At 63.7% G+C, this 14,167-nt stretch carries 9 protein-coding genes; 2 read left to right on the forward strand and 7 right to left on the reverse strand.

The annotated features are described in order from the left end of the window. Positions 1–77: 77 nt before the first annotated feature. From ACTG20_RS15450 to ACTG20_RS15475, 6 genes are all read right to left on the reverse strand, one after another. Complete coding sequence (locus tag ACTG20_RS15450) at positions 78–947, reverse strand: hypothetical protein (RefSeq protein ID WP_194496736.1); 870 nt, start codon at positions 945–947, stop codon at positions 78–80. Beyond that, positions 944–4,933: a non-ribosomal peptide synthetase gene (locus tag ACTG20_RS15455; protein WP_194496737.1), complete on the reverse strand. Its 3,990-nt coding sequence runs from the start codon at positions 4,931–4,933 to the stop codon at positions 944–946. Before ACTG20_RS15455 ends, ACTG20_RS15450 begins: the two co-directional genes overlap by 4 nt. A gap of 125 nt (positions 4,934–5,058) precedes the next feature. Then, a complete protein-coding gene (gene dhbA, locus ACTG20_RS15460) occupies positions 5,059–5,826 on the reverse strand; it encodes a 2,3-dihydro-2,3-dihydroxybenzoate dehydrogenase (protein WP_194496738.1) in 768 nt (255 codons plus the stop codon). After that, entirely contained in the window at positions 5,823–6,755 is a 933-nt protein-coding gene (locus ACTG20_RS15465) for an isochorismatase family protein (protein WP_194496739.1), read from the reverse strand. Before ACTG20_RS15465 ends, dhbA begins: the two co-directional genes overlap by 4 nt. Further along, positions 6,752–8,398, reverse strand: a complete 1,647-nt coding sequence (locus ACTG20_RS15470) for a (2,3-dihydroxybenzoyl)adenylate synthase (RefSeq protein ID WP_194496740.1) — start codon at positions 8,396–8,398, stop codon at positions 6,752–6,754. Before ACTG20_RS15470 ends, ACTG20_RS15465 begins: the two co-directional genes overlap by 4 nt. Further along, the gene (locus ACTG20_RS15475; RefSeq protein WP_194496741.1) at positions 8,395–9,543 is read right to left on the reverse strand and encodes an isochorismate synthase; all 1,149 of its coding nucleotides are present in this window, start codon (positions 9,541–9,543) and stop codon (positions 8,395–8,397) included. The genes ACTG20_RS15470 and ACTG20_RS15475 overlap by 4 nt, the downstream gene beginning before the upstream one ends. Positions 9,544–9,809: 266 nt before the next feature. Here ACTG20_RS15475 and ACTG20_RS15480 point away from each other — a divergent pair, with 266 nt between their 5' ends. Continuing rightward, positions 9,810–11,762 carry a TonB-dependent receptor domain-containing protein gene (locus ACTG20_RS15480; protein WP_194496742.1) on the forward strand — a complete coding sequence of 651 codons (1,953 nt, stop codon included), beginning with the start codon at positions 9,810–9,812 and terminating at the stop codon, positions 11,760–11,762. Positions 11,763–11,880: 118 nt separating this feature from the next. Further along, positions 11,881–12,945 carry a 3-deoxy-7-phosphoheptulonate synthase gene (locus ACTG20_RS15485; RefSeq protein WP_194496743.1) on the forward strand — a complete coding sequence of 355 codons (1,065 nt, stop codon included), beginning with the start codon at positions 11,881–11,883 and terminating at the stop codon, positions 12,943–12,945. Between the two features lie 77 nt (positions 12,946–13,022). Here ACTG20_RS15485 and ACTG20_RS15490 read toward each other — a convergent pair whose 3' ends face one another. Continuing rightward, the gene (locus ACTG20_RS15490; RefSeq protein WP_194496744.1) at positions 13,023–14,021 is read right to left on the reverse strand and encodes a LacI family DNA-binding transcriptional regulator; all 999 of its coding nucleotides are present in this window, start codon (positions 14,019–14,021) and stop codon (positions 13,023–13,025) included. Positions 14,022–14,167: the final 146 nt, after the last annotated feature.

Below are 14,167 nucleotides of genomic sequence, written 5' to 3' on the forward strand. Positions count from 1 at the left end.
ACAGGATGCCAAATATTGAAAAGGGGAGCCTTGCTCCCCCTTCTGTTACTCAAGTCAGCGGTTACGCCAACCAACAGTTACGCCAGCCAGTGTTGCAGCTGGCGGGCCATGCCAGCTGGCAGCAAGTGAGCGCGACTCAACAAGCGGCTGCGCCAGGGCTCGGCCAGCAAGGTGGGGCAAATTCGCATCTCCCGTCCCCGGTCAGCCACGCGCACCAACCGATCGATGAGGGTCTCCAGCGGCGGATGCGCCGGCCAGTGGGGATAGAGGTCAGCAGTTGTGATATCGGTCAGCTCGCACACTCGCTCATCTTCCTCATCTCCCTTTCCATCAGCCATTGGCCAGGGGTGAAGCACCTGCAGCCAACCCGGCCGTGCGGCCTCCAGCAACTGGCCCAGCGTCGGCTGTGCAAAGTGGGGATCCCCTGCGGCTTTGAGCAGATGGCGCGCCCCCGCCAGCACCACCACACCGCGGGCGGGAAGTGCAAGAAGATAGTCGGCCAGCGCCTGATCCCGCCCCCTGTTGTGCTGCTGCCAGCGCTCCGCGCTCATCTCTTGCCACTCGAATAAGGGCTCGCAGAGATGCACCCGCAGCCGCACATGTTCGGGGCGCGCCAGATTACTCTGGCGCAGGGCCGCGAATAGGGCCGGAAACTCGGGGGCCATCCAAGCGGGAAAAGCACAGGAGTCGAGCCAGACCGGATAGAGCCGTGCCAGCGTCAGCGGCTCCCCCTGCCAGCTATCCTCCCCCGTCAGCCAGGCATCGAGCAAGCCCTGATGGCGACGGTTACCGCACTCCAGCACCAGATCGGTCATGATTCCCCAAAGCGCCGGATCGCAGAGCCAGGCGTGCTGGCGCCGGATAAAATCCGGGTGCCAGTGCGGCTCCCCCAACCCCACCAGCTTGCCCGCCTGCAAGGCTTCCCGGATGGCGGCAACCGGGGTCATGCGTCCCCCTCCTGCCGGATGTGCGGTTGCTGCCCGACCCCATCGACCCGCTCACAAATAAGGGCGCCGACCTTTGCCAGCCAGTCGGGATGCACCATCTCCTGATGGAGGCAGGGGAAGCGCTCATAGCGGATTTCGCCTTCTGTCAGCGGCTCCCAACCACGTCCATTCAGCCAGAGCTGGCGGGAGGCTGACGCCTCGATAAAGATCACCTCCCCGTGGTAGCAATAGTCGACCGGCTGGCGGATCAGCCGGTTGTTGTGGCCCACCAGCTCAATCATGGCGCTCACCACCTGCTCGTCGAGCATGGCCAGCGCACTCCCCTCTGCACCCAGTCGGGCCACCACCTCGCCCCGAGTAAGGGAATCGAGCGCATCGTCCGCAACCGCAATGCCTCCCATCCGCAGCAACGCATCGAGCATCCGCTGCTCGTCGGGCAAAGGCTGGGTTTGCCACTGCTGGCAGGGGTAGGCGTCGAGCAGCAGCACCATGGCTACCTCCTGTCCCTGCTCTTGCAGCATGGCGGCCATCCGGTGCACCAGCATGCCCCCGAGCGACCAGCCGAGCAACCAATAGGGCCCCTCGCTCTGCTGACGACGCAGCTCGGTCACATAATCGAGGGCCAGCTCGTCGAAACTGGCGGGCAGCGGCGCAGCCGGCTGACAGAGCGCCCGCGCCTGCAGGGCATAGACCGCCATGTCGGCCGGCAGATGGGGCACCAGCGGCGCATAACACCAGCCGAGCCCCCCTGCGGGGTGGACGCAAAAGAGAGTGCGGCCCGATGTACCCGCCTGCGCACCGGGCGCCCGCAGGGGCAACAGCATGGGCATTGCCTCCCGTTCGCCGCCAAGACGGCGCGCCAGCTGGGCGGGGCTCGGTGCTTCGAACAGACTGGCCAGAGTGAGAGCCTGTCCGAGCGACTCTTCAATGCGCACCACCAGTTGCGCCGCCAGCAGGGAGTGGCCGCCGAGGGCAAAGAAGTTATCGTCGGCGCCGACTCGCACCAGCCCCAGTATCTCGGCGAAGAGGCGACAGAGCCGCTCCTCCAGCAGGTTTTTCGGCAGTGACTGACCCACCGCCGACGCCATATCGGGCAGCGGCAGCCCCTTGCGATCCAGCTTGCCATTGGGGGTAAGCGGCAGTTCGGCCAGGTTTACCAGGAGCCCCGGCACCATGTAGTCAGGCAAGGCTGCGCCAAGGGTGGGTACCAACTCGGCCAGCGTCAACTCGCTGCTATCTGCGGCCACCACGTAGGCCACCAGACGGCGATCGCCGGGAGCAAATTCGGGGGCCAACACTACCGCCTGCGCCACTCGGGGATGGCGCAGCAGCACCTGCTCGATCTCCTCCAGTTCGATACGCTGGCCACGGATCTTCACCTGAAAATCGAGGCGCCCCAGATACTCGATGGCGCCATCCTCGCGCCAGGCGGCCAGATCGCCGCTGCGATAGAGCCGTCCCGCGCCGAAGGGGTTGGCAATAAAGCGCTCGGCGGTGAGCTCGGGCTGGCCAAAGTAGCCCTCCGCCACCTGCACGCCGCCGATCCAGAGCTCCCCCGCTACACCGGGGGGCACCGGCTGCAACCAGGGGTCGAGAATGTGGATACAGGTATTCCAGACCGGATAGCCGATGGGCACGCTGGTCACCGCCTCGTCTGCCCGGCAGGGATACCAGGTGACATCCACCGCCGCCTCGGTCGGGCCATAGAGGTTGTGCAGGGGGGCTGAAAATGCCCCATACCAGCGCTGCACCAGATCCGCGGGCAGCGCCTCGCCGGAGCAGAAGACCTGCCGCAGGGCGCGGCAACGCGCAGGCTCGGCTTGTGCGACGAAGACCTGCAGCATGGAGGGGACAAAGTGCAAGGTGGAGATCCCGGCCTGCTCAATCAGCTCGGCAAGGTAGGCGGGATCCTTGTGGCCGCCCGGTTTGGCGAGCACCAGCCGCGCCCCGGTCATAAAGGGCCAGAAAAACTCCCAGATGGAGACATCGAAACCGGCCGGGGTCTTTTGCAGCACCCGATCCGCCGGCCCGATGGGATACATGTGCTGCATCCAGAGCAGCCGGTTGACGATGGCGCCGTGGCTCACCACCACCCCTTTGGGCCGACCGGTCGAACCGGAGGTGTAGATGATGTAAGCCGCATCTTCCGGCTTGGGGGCTGGCAGCTCACAAGGTGCTGTCGTTGCCAACTCTACCGCCGCCAGCTGCTCTGCCACACCGGGGGCATCGAGGCAGACAAGTGGCGCGGCCACATCGAGCGGCATCCTCAAGGTGCGACTGGTCAGCACCAGCGCAGGGTCGCTGCTGGCGAGAATGTAGCCGATCCGCTCCGCCGGATAGTCCGGATCAACGGGTACATAGACGGCCCCCACCGCCATGATGGCCTGCTGGGCGAGAATAAGCTCGGGAGAGCGCGGGATCACCACCGCCACCCGGCAACCGGGGCCCACGCCCCTCCCCGCCAGATAGCTGGCCAGCTGGCGGGTACGCTGGCGCAGCTCGGCCACACGCCAGCGCTCGGCGCCACACTCCAGCGCGATGGCGCTCTGATCCGCCGCCGCCAGCCCTTCGGCCAGCAGTGCGCTCAGGGTAGTGGTCGGCAGCGGATGGTCGGTTTGGTTCCAGCGCGCCAGCTCAGCTTGCTCACAGGGCAGCAGCAGCGGCAAGCGCACTGCCAGGGCCTCGTCATCCGCCTCACTCCAGGCGGCGAGATAAGCTACCAGCCGGGCCAGATGACGTTCACTCTCCTGTTGGCTGAAGCGCCCCTGATGTGCTTCGAGGGTCAGGGTCATCGCGCCTGCCTCCTCGGCAAAATAGAAGGCACACTCCTCCACCGGCCCCGCCGCCAGCACCTGCACCTCGCCACGAACCTGGTTGAGCCCTTCACCAAAGCTGAGGGTTCGGGCAAAGGGCATCAGATTGACCTGAGGGCCAAACAACGGCTGGCCCGGCTGACGCTGTTGCAACCACTCCTGACGGCAGCCCTGATGACGGCGCAGGGCGACAAATTGCCGCTCGACCTGTGCCAGCAACGCCCCTACCCGGCAGGTGCCGCTCAGCTCGATACGCAGGGGCACCACATTGACCTTCATGCAGGGGGTATCGGCCGCCGCTGAGCCCAGCCTCCCCATCAGCGGAATACCCAGCACCACCTCGCCAGCGCCACTCATTCGCTGCACATAGCTGGCCACCGCCGCCAGCAGCAGGCTGTAGGGGTGGCAGGCCGAGCGACTCGCCCGCTCTACCAGTGCCTGCCACTGGTGGCCAGCCAGCCGCTGTTCAAGACGATATGTGGGGCCCTGCCCTTGCGCCGGACGGCGGGAGAGCGACGCCGGGTTCTCCACCCCGGCCAGCTGCTGCACGAAGAAATCGCGATCCCGCGCGGCGCGCGGCGAATCCTGATAGGCCACCTCCTCGGCCAGCAACTCCTGCTGGGTCGCATAGTGGCAGGGTGCTGGCTGCTCGCCGATGCAAAGCGCCTCATACCAGCTCGCCACCCGCTGGCAGAGCAGGCTCAGGCCAAAGCCGTCGATGGCGATATGGTGCACGGCGATAAACCAGGCCCACCGCCCCTCGCCAAGGCGATAAAGGGTGGTGGCAAACAGCGGCCCCCCGGCCAGATTGAAGGGGACGGCCAGCTGCGCACGCATCTCGGCCTGCGCGACTGCAAGCGGGTCGGCCTCGCTGCGCAGATCCCGCTCGGTCAGCTGCCAGCAGGCGGGGTTGGCCACCATTTGCGGGCCATCGGCAGTGGCCACAAAAGCGCAGTGCAGACCGGGGATCTCGTCGACGGTCTGACGCACCGCTCGGGTGAAGTGATGGGGAGCCAGCGCCCCCTCCAGCAGCCAGTACTCGCCGGTATTGCAGGCGGGGCTCTGCGGGTATTTTTGCTGAGCAAACCAGATGCCCGCCTGAGCAGTGGTAAGCGGCCAGCGCGGCTGCTCACCACGCTGGTGAGCGGCGCGCATCGCCATTGTCTGTTCCATGGGAATGTCCTTGCGCAAACATCGGGCGGGCAGTGGCTTGCTCCTGCCCGCATGGCTGAAAAGCGAGGAGGCCAGGCCTCCTCCATAAAGAGAGTGTCACGCCAGCCAGATCGGCAGCGCGCGGGCTAGACCCCCAGGGTGGCACCGCCATCGACCACCAGATCCTGCAAGGTGATATGGCTGGCGGCATCGGAGGCGAGAAACAGCACGCAGGCAGCCACCTCGTCGGGTGTTCCCAATTTGCCAAGGGGGATCCCCAGCTTGAACTGCCCGGGCTGACCCGCGATGGTGCGCTGTTCTCCCTCCCGCTGCTCAGCCTCCCCCTCCTGCCACATGCCGTACAGCATCGGGGTACGGGTCGAGCCCGGCGACACCAGATTGCAGCGCACGCCATAGGGGGCAAGTTCCAGCCCTGCCGTTTGAGTGAGGCTGGTCAGCGCCGCCTTGGAGGCGCCATAGATGCCCATACCCACTCGCGGCACCCGACCGGCATTGGAAGAGACATTAACGATGGCGCCCCTGCGCCGCCCCTGAAACCAGGGGATCAGGGCCCGCATCAGGTAGAAGGGGGCGAAGGTGTTGATGGCGAAAGTGCGCTGCAAGAGGGCGTCATCCACCTCATCGAGCCTGCCGGTCGCCAGTACGCCAGCGACATTGGCCAGCACATCGGGCCCCAGCCCCTCGTCCAGCAGCTGTTCGCAGCAGCGGGTCACGGCCTCGCTGTCACTCACGTCGAGCACCACGCCCTTCACGTTGCCGAGCAGCGCCTCGGCCAGTTGCAGATCGAACGCCACCACGCTGGCCCCCGCCTCGGCAAAGGTGCGCGCCACCGCATGGCCAATTCCCTGCGCCGCGCCGGTCACCCAGACGGTTCTGCCTTGCCACTCGCTCATGGGGTGCACTCCGGTTCGCTGACGTGAACTTCGTTGACCTGACGAGCCTTGGCCTGACTGACATTAAGCTGACGGGAGAGGAGCACCCACCAGTGAGCCAGAGTCGGCGTGCGGGCCAGCTCGGCCAGCTCCACCACCAGCCCCTGCTGGCGCCACTCTTCCACCAGCCCCATCACAGCCAGCGAGTCGAGACCGTAGTCGAGCAGGTTGTCATCCTCGGTGGGCTGCTCCTGCTGCATCTCGGCTGGCAGCCGCGCCAACACCTGAGCACGTAGTGACTCACGAGTCAGGGGGCGCTTGCTGGCCGCCATCACCTCGGCCACGGTAATCACCCGACCGGCATTGCGGCTGACGTAGGAGAGCGCCAGCAGATGATCTTCGCGGGAAAAGTCGGCGATGGCATCTGCCACCAGGAAGGGACGGATATCGCGCATGAAAGCATCGACCGCCGTCTGCATCACCCCGATATGGCCGTAGATGCCGCAGATCACCAGCTGATCTCGCCCCCATTCGGCCATCAGCTCGGCCAGCGGTGAGCGGCAAAAAGCGCTGTAGCGCCACTTGGTCAGCACCGTATCCTGCGGCTCTGGTGCCAGCGCCGGAACGATGGGTTGACGCTCCGGCGCTCGGGTCAACCCCGGCCCCCACATGTCGTTGAGCAGCGCCCGATCGGCCTGACTCTGCTCGGCGGGCTGGGCGGTATAGACCACCGGCATGCCAAGAGCTCGCGCCTGACGGATCAGGGTGGCGATATGGTCGATGACCTGATTGATCAGCGGATTGTCCGGCCCGTAGAAGTCGACGAAATAGTGCTGCATATCGTGGACCAGCAAGGCGGCGCGGCCCGGTTCGAAGGGCCAGTTCACCCGCCCGGTGGGCAGCTCCTCGGCGGTAGGCAGCGGATAGGCGGCAAGGGATTGAATGGTCATGCACACTCCTTGGCGAGCTGCTCGCGCAGCCTCTGTTTGTCTATCTTGCCGACCGGGGTGTGGGGCAGTTGCTCCACCAGCACCAGGCGATCGGGCAGTTTGTAATCGGCTACCCCCTGCTCGCGCAGGAAACGGCGCAAGCGGGGCAGATTGAGGGGCTCGCGGCACATCAGAAAGGCGCAGCTGCGCTCCCCGAGCATGGGATCCGGCATGGCGACCAGCGCCGCCTGCCGCACTTCCGGGTGGGTCAGCAACAGCTCTTCAATCTCGAGGGCGTCGATCTTCTCCCCGCCCCGGTTGATCTGATCCTTGTTGCGCCCCACCACCATCAGATGGCCGCCGGGCAAGCGGCAGACCAGATCGCCGGTGCAGTAGAAACCGTCCCGATCAAAAGTCCGCTGATTGTGGGCATCAGCCTTGAAGTAGCCGCGAAAGGTGTAGGGGCCACGCGTCCAGAGCTCGCCGCACTCGCCATCGGGCAAGGGGCGCCCGTCGCTATCCCTCACTTCCACCTCGTCGCCCGGGCTCATCGGGCGGCCCTGGGTATTGACGATGTGCCAGTGGTCATCCTCGATGCGGGTGTAGTTGACCAGCCCCTCGGCCATGCCAAACACCTGCTGCAAACGGCAACCAAGGCGGCTCGCCACCGCCTCGGCATGAGCCGGGCTGAGGCGCGCACCGCCCACCTGCACACACTCCAGAGAGGTCTGCGGATAGTGGCTGGCCGCCTCCAGCCAGAGCGCCAGAGCCGGTGGCACCAGTGCCGCCCAGTTGACCTGATGGCGCTGCACCAGCGGCAGACAGGTTGCAGCAGAGGGAGCCTTTGCCAGCACCACGCAGCCACCGGCATAAAACACCCCGAGTGCCCCAGGGGAGCTCAGGGGAAAGTTGTGGGGCGCTGGCAGAGCGCATAGATAGATCACCCGCTCATCCCAACCGCACACCGCTACGCTCTGGCGCACGCTATAGCCATAGTCATCGTGGGTTCGGGGGATCAGTTTGGGGGTGCCAGTGCTGCCGCCGGAGAGCTGGAAAAAAGCGACTTGATCGGCCGGGGTAGGAGTTGGCTCGATAGCCGTCAGCGGCGAACCATCAGCACGGGCTATGGGGTCAGGCTGACGCCATGCAAATCCTGACTGAAGATCGGAGCCTTCAGCCTGCTCGAACAGCAGTGTCTGGCAGGAAGGAGATACCAGCTCATCAAGGGCCACGAGGCTCCCCGCTTCACCGGCAAAGCCGGGATGGGAGGGGCTGAGTACCAGCAAGGCGGGCTCAATCTGGCGGGCAAAGGCCACCAGCTCGCGCCGCTGATGGCTGTAGAGGGCATGCACCGCCACCACGCCGCAGCGGATCAGGGCAAACCAGCAGATATAGAACTCGGCGCAGTTGGGCAACTGCACCAGCACGGTATCTCCGTGGCCCAGCCCGCGCGCGGCCAACCGCGCCGCCAGTGCATAGACCTCACGCTTTAACTGGCCATAACTGAGGGTGCGTTCGCCACAGATCAGGGCCGTGCGCTCGGGATAACGTTCGGCAGATTCATCGAGCAGGGCGGTGAGCGGTTGTCCGCGCCACCACCCTTGTGCCCGGTAGTGGGCTGCCAGCTCGGCGGGCCAGGGGGTAAAGGGCACCAACGGCTTCATGCGGTTACCTCCGGCTCCCGGCTCTCGAGGCCAAACGCCCGCAACATGGTGCCGAGCTTGGCGGCGGTCTCTTGCCACTCAGCTTCCGGCGAAGAGCCCACCACTACCCCGGCGCCGGCATAGAGCCGCAGTTGCCTGCCGGCCAGCACGCCACAGCGAATGGTGACTACCCACTCGCCATTGCCATCAGCATCCATCCAGCCGACGGCGCCGCAGTAGAAGCGGCGATCGTACCCCTCGAGCCGGGCGATGGCCTGACACGCAGCCGAGAGCGGCGTGCCGCATACCGCCGGCGTCGGGTGCAACGCCAGCGCCAGAGCCAACACGGGAGAGGGTTCATGGAGCCGCCCGGCGATGCGGGTCGAGAGGTGCCACATGGTAGGGGTCGCGATCACCTGCGGCTCCAGAGGGACGTCCAGCTCTCGGCAGAAGGGAGCGAGGGCAGCAGCGACTGCATCGGCCACCAGCGCATGTTCATAGCGATCCTTCTGGGCGCCCAGCAGGTCGGCACTGGCCGCCTGTTGATCAGGAAAAGCGTGGCGCGGACGGGAGCCCGCCAGCGGATTGCTCACCACCGCCATCTCACTGCGAGACACCAGCAGCTCGGGGCTGGCGCCAAGCAGGGTCTCCCCCTCCGGCAGCGGGATCTGGAACACATAGGCCCCCGGATTCTGGGCCAACAGAGAGCCATAGGCGTGTGCGGGGGAGGTCTGCTCTGTGCTCTGCACATCGATGGCGCGCGACAGCACCACCTTCTCGAGCAGCCCCTCGCTGAACTGCTGCAACGCTGCCCGCACCGCACCCTGATAGTGGGCAGAGCCGGTCACTTCACTCACCTCACCATTGAGCTGGCAACAGCGGGCGGGCAACAGCGCATCCCTTGCGACCCACTGCGATTGCACCGGGATCACCAGATGCCAGGGGGATTGGGTATCAAACGGAATGGCGCCGATGGCGATAGGATTGACCATCCCCTGCTGGCGCAACTGACGCAGATGGGCGAGCAGCTTCTCCGGCTGGATGCCGGTAAAACTGTCGTGGATACCGGAGGCGACCAGTACCCTGTCACCGCTGGCAAAACAGCACACTTTATCCAGCCCGACCGCTGTGGCGGGCCACTCTCCTTCCAGTGCATGGTCACACATGACGGTGCTACTCCTTGGAATGAATCACTGCCTGACACGACTTAAAGTGAGTCATTTGACTCACCAGATGTCAGGGTGAACGGCATCCTAACAAGGAGCGAAAAAACGATCAATACAAATGAGAATCAATTTCATTAACTTCTTTTTAGTCAAAAGCAGGTGACGAACGAAACTGAACTTCGCCGATAAAAAAGAGTTGCGATCGGAGCAAATTCAACTTGATAATGATAACGCTTATCATTTGTATATTATGGAAGATGTAAAAAATGAAATCCTCAACCTCCCGTTTTATTGCTCCCAGCCTGCTGGCCACCACCATCGTCACTCTGCTGACCCAGCAAGCGATCGCCGCCAGCAACGCCCCTCAAGCCGATGAGGTGATCACCGTCACCACCACGGCGCACAATACCCGCTCGGCACCGGCCTCTATCTCTGTCATCACGGCCGAACAGATCGCCGCCGCACCGGTCAATGACCTTGCCGACCTGCTGCGCCACGAAGTGGGCATTCAGGCTGAAGCTGACACCAATGGCCGCAGCGATATCGGCATTCGCGGCATGTCCGGCAAGTACACCCTGGTACTGGTGGATGGCAAACGCCTCTCCTCCTCCAATGCCCTGTGGCGCGGCGGCAACTTCGACAACACTCCCGTGCCCCTTGGCATGATCCAGCGGGTCGAGGTGATCCGTGGCCCCATGTCGGCACTTTATGGCTCCGATGCCATCGGGGGTGTCATCAACATCATCACCAAGCAGCCGGGCAAAACCTGGCAAGGGGCGGCCGATGCCGACTTCAAGGCCATTGAGGGCAAAGATGGCGGCGATCAGCACAGAACCAACCTGGGCTTTACCGGCCCGCTGACCGACAACCTGCTGATCCGGATGAATGGCGAAGTGTATGACCGTCAGGCTTGGACTCCGCCCGAAGCAGCCGACGGCATCCCCCTCATCGAAGCCAAGCAGACCCGCAACTTTGCCTCCACCCTGAGCTGGCTGGTGGATGAGCAGCAACGCTTCGAGTTTGACTATCTCTACAACCAGGATGAGCGCCCCCTCGATATCTTCCGCAAGACCGGCAACAAGGTGCACAGCCGCCAGCAGCAGAACGATCGCAACCTGTTTGGCCTGACTCACAAGGGGAACTGGAGCTGGGGTGACACCACCGTCATGGCCAACTATGAAAGCTCCCAGATCGATGATTTCAATACCAGCTACTCGGCCCCGCAGCAGCGCGAACTGGAAGAGAACACCTTCACCCTCAAGGGCTACACCAACCTGGCGCTGGCCAACCACTACCTGACCCTGGGTGGTGAATATCTGGATCGGGAGCTGGTGGATGCGGTGAGCTACAAGGATATCGGCGGCAAGGAGAGTCACTCCCAGGAGGCACTGTTTGCTCAGGACGAGATCGGCCTGACCGACAGCCTGACCCTGACTCTGGGCGGCCGTTATGATCACCACGAGATCTACGGCAGTCACTTCACCCCGCGCGGCTATCTGGTGTACGAACTGAACGATGTGGTGACTGTCAAAGGCGGGGTCAGCCAGGCCTTCAAGGCGCCGGCACCACACCAGTACTCCAACGGCTACAGCATCGAGAGCTGCGGCGGCAGTTGCCGCATCTATGGCAGCGACAAGGTCAAGCCGGAAACCAGCACCAACTACGAGCTTGGCGTTATCGCAGGACAAGGGATCTGGGAAACCAGCGCCACCCTCTTCTACTCCGATATCGACGACATGCTCACCTTCAAACAGCTGCCGAACTCCACTGACCGCACCTGGTACAACCTGGAGAAGGCCACCACCAAAGGGCTGGAGCTGACCGGCAGGCTCGATCTGACCGACGACATCAATCTGGGTGCCAACTACACCTACCTGAAAGCGGAAGGCGATCAGGGCCAGGCTCTGCCCGAGCGGCCGGAGCACAAGGCCAACGCCAAGCTGACCTGGCAGGCCACCGAGCGGGTCAACGCCTTCGTTGGCACCACCTACACCGGCACCCAATATGCGGAGCAGACCGTCAACAAGGCCGTGGTACTGCACAAGCTGCCCAGCTATCAGACCTTCGATCTTGGCACCGGCTTCAAGATCACCGAGAACTTTGATCTGCGGGTCGGTATCACCAACCTGACCGATGTGCGCCTGCAGGAGAAAGACCCCACCTTCCAGAACGTGGAGCCGGGTCGCAGCTACTACATCAGTGGCTCGGCTCGCTTCTAAAGCTCATCAAGCCAACAGCGCGGGCCCATGCCCGCGCTGTGTTGCCCGACACAATAAGGGGAAGATCCCCACTGGACAGCAATGAGCATGCAGGTTTCCATTTCCATAAGGATCGCTCATGTTCACCTCACTACTGAACGCATCACCCCTTGCCACCCTGCCCACCCCGGATGAGTTGCTGCAAAATCACCCAGTGCCTCCCCGACTCGCCCGTCAGATAGCGCGCAGCCGCCAGCAAGCCCGCCATATTCTGCAGGGAGAGGACGACCGCTTGCTGCTGGTGATCGGTCCCTGCTCCATCCACGATCCCGTCGCCGCCCGCGACTATGGTGGCCGGCTGGCCGAACTGCAGGGCCAATACGAGGATCAGCTGCAACTGGTGATGCGCACCTACTTCGAAAAGCCGCGCACGACACTCGGCTGGAAGGGATTTATCTTCGATCCGCATCTGGATGGCAGCGATCGGCTGGCGGAGGGATTGCGCCAGGCGCGCGAACTGCTGCTGGCACTCGGGCAAGAGGGGCTCGCCTGTGCCACCGAATTTCTCGATCTCACCAGCATGCTCTATCTGGGGGACCTCATCAGCTGGGGCGCCATCGGTGCCCGCACCACCGAATCCCAGCTCCACCGCCAGCTGGCCTCCGCCCTCCCCTGCCCCATCGGTTTTAAAAACGGCACCGATGGCAACGTCCGGATCGCGGTCGAGGCGATCCTTGCCAGCCGAGCCGCGCACCTCTATCCGCAGCCTTCCGGTGACGGGCGGCTGGCACTGGTGCGCAGTCATGGCAACCCCGATGGTCACCTGATCCTGCGCGGTGGCCGCCTGCCCAACTATCAGAGCAATCATGTGGCAGAGGCTGGCGAGCTGCTGCGCCAGCATCACCTCTCCCCTCGCCTGATGGTTGATTGCAGCCACGGCAACAGCCAGAAGCAGCATTCCCGCCAGCTGCTGGTTGCCCGTGACATTGCCGACCAGCTGGGTGCTGGTAGCCATGCCATCGCCGCCATCATGGTGGAAAGTTTTATCTGCGAAGGGCGTCAGGATATCGGCAGCAAACCGCTGCGCTACGGCCAGTCGATCACCGATAGCTGTATCGGCTGGGAACAGACAAGGCAGCTGCTCGATATGGTGGCAGAAGGGGTGGAGGTGCGCCGCCAGCAGCGGATCGCCCTGGCGGGATAAATAGCGGATTAGAGAGATAACGCAGAAAAGAGTGTGGCCCCGATGGGGCCACCTTGTTGTTCACTGTTTGACGCACGTCAGGCGACTGACTCACGCTCCACCAGCTGGGCTTCAAACTTGAGCGCCAAGCCGTCCACCGGCTTGTGATCGAGCAGACGCAGCGCCAGCTCGGCAGCGCGGCTGCCCATCTCCTCGATGGGGTAGCGCACCGTGGTGAGCTTGGGATAGATGTAGCGGGCGTAGGGGATATCGTCGAACCCCACCACCGACACCTGCTGCGGGATCTTGTAACCCCGCTCCAGCAGGCAAGAGATCGCCCCCGCCACCATACCGTCGTTAAAACCGAGCACGGCCGTGAACTCGACACTACGGGCCAGCAGTTCACTCATCGCCACATATCCGCCATTTTCGTCGGCATAGGCGCGGCTGACGAGTGCAGGATCAAAGGCGATCCCGGCTCTGGCCAGGGTCTGGGTGTAACCGGCCATCCGCTGCTGACCATCGACAAACTCTTCATCATCGGAGGTGATAAAGGCGATATTGCGATGACCGGCATCCAGCAAGTGCTGGCACGCGGTGGTGATCCCCGCCTGGTTATCGAGCCAGACGCAGCGATCTTCCGCGCCCGGCACCTGACGGTTGATGAACACGATGGGGGTAGAGCCTGCCGCCAGCTCGCTCAGCTCCTCGTCTGGGAGCGCCTTGCTGTGGAGGATCAGCGCATCGCACTGGCGCTGCAGCAGCGCCTGAATGGCGTGACGCTCGCGCGCGATATCGTGGTTGCCAGACATGACGATGGTGAACTTGTTGGCCTGATCGACCATAGTTTCGATGCCACGCATCATCTGGGCAAAGAAGGGGCCGCCGCAGAGGTCGCCAACCAGCACGCCAATGCAGTTGGAACGCTTGCTGACCAGTGCCTGGGCAAAACTGTTGGGTCGAAAATTCAGTTCCTTCATGGCCGCCAGTACGGCCTCACGCTTTTCCGGTGCTACCTGTGCCGTGTTGTTGATAACCCGCGACACGGTGGAGATAGACACATTTGCCAGCTGAGAAACGTCTTTAATCGTTGCCACTATCCATTCCTTTATTGTGGGGGAACCTGTCGGTGCCGACGCCCGAGTATACCCTGCGGCCTGATGCAATTCCCGGAGCCAGGTCACCAGGCATGTTTCCTTTGGTAACAAAACCTTACCCGATGATACCCGGCTGCAGGGAAATT

Source organism: Aeromonas sp. 84A (assembly GCF_051919345.1).
In the GTDB taxonomy this organism is placed as follows: domain Bacteria; phylum Pseudomonadota; class Gammaproteobacteria; order Enterobacterales; family Aeromonadaceae; genus Aeromonas; species Aeromonas veronii.

Coding starts and splice junctions, on each gene's coding strand:
- ACTG20_RS15450 (WP_194496736.1), bottom strand. CDS start 947: ATGACCCCGGTTGCCGCCATCCGGGAAGCCTTGCAGGCGGGCAAGCTG.
- ACTG20_RS15455 (WP_194496737.1), bottom strand. CDS start 4,933: ATGGAACAGACAATGGCGATGCGCGCCGCTCACCAGCGTGGTGAGCAG.
- dhbA (WP_194496738.1), bottom strand. CDS start 5,826: ATGAGCGAGTGGCAAGGCAGAACCGTCTGGGTGACCGGCGCGGCGCAG.
- ACTG20_RS15465 (WP_194496739.1), bottom strand. CDS start 6,755: ATGACCATTCAATCCCTTGCCGCCTATCCGCTGCCTACCGCCGAGGAG.
- ACTG20_RS15470 (WP_194496740.1), bottom strand. CDS start 8,398: ATGAAGCCGTTGGTGCCCTTTACCCCCTGGCCCGCCGAGCTGGCAGCC.
- ACTG20_RS15475 (WP_194496741.1), bottom strand. CDS start 9,543: ATGTGTGACCATGCACTGGAAGGAGAGTGGCCCGCCACAGCGGTCGGG.
- ACTG20_RS15480 (WP_194496742.1), top strand. CDS start 9,810: ATGAAATCCTCAACCTCCCGTTTTATTGCTCCCAGCCTGCTGGCCACC.
- ACTG20_RS15485 (WP_194496743.1), top strand. CDS start 11,881: ATGTTCACCTCACTACTGAACGCATCACCCCTTGCCACCCTGCCCACC.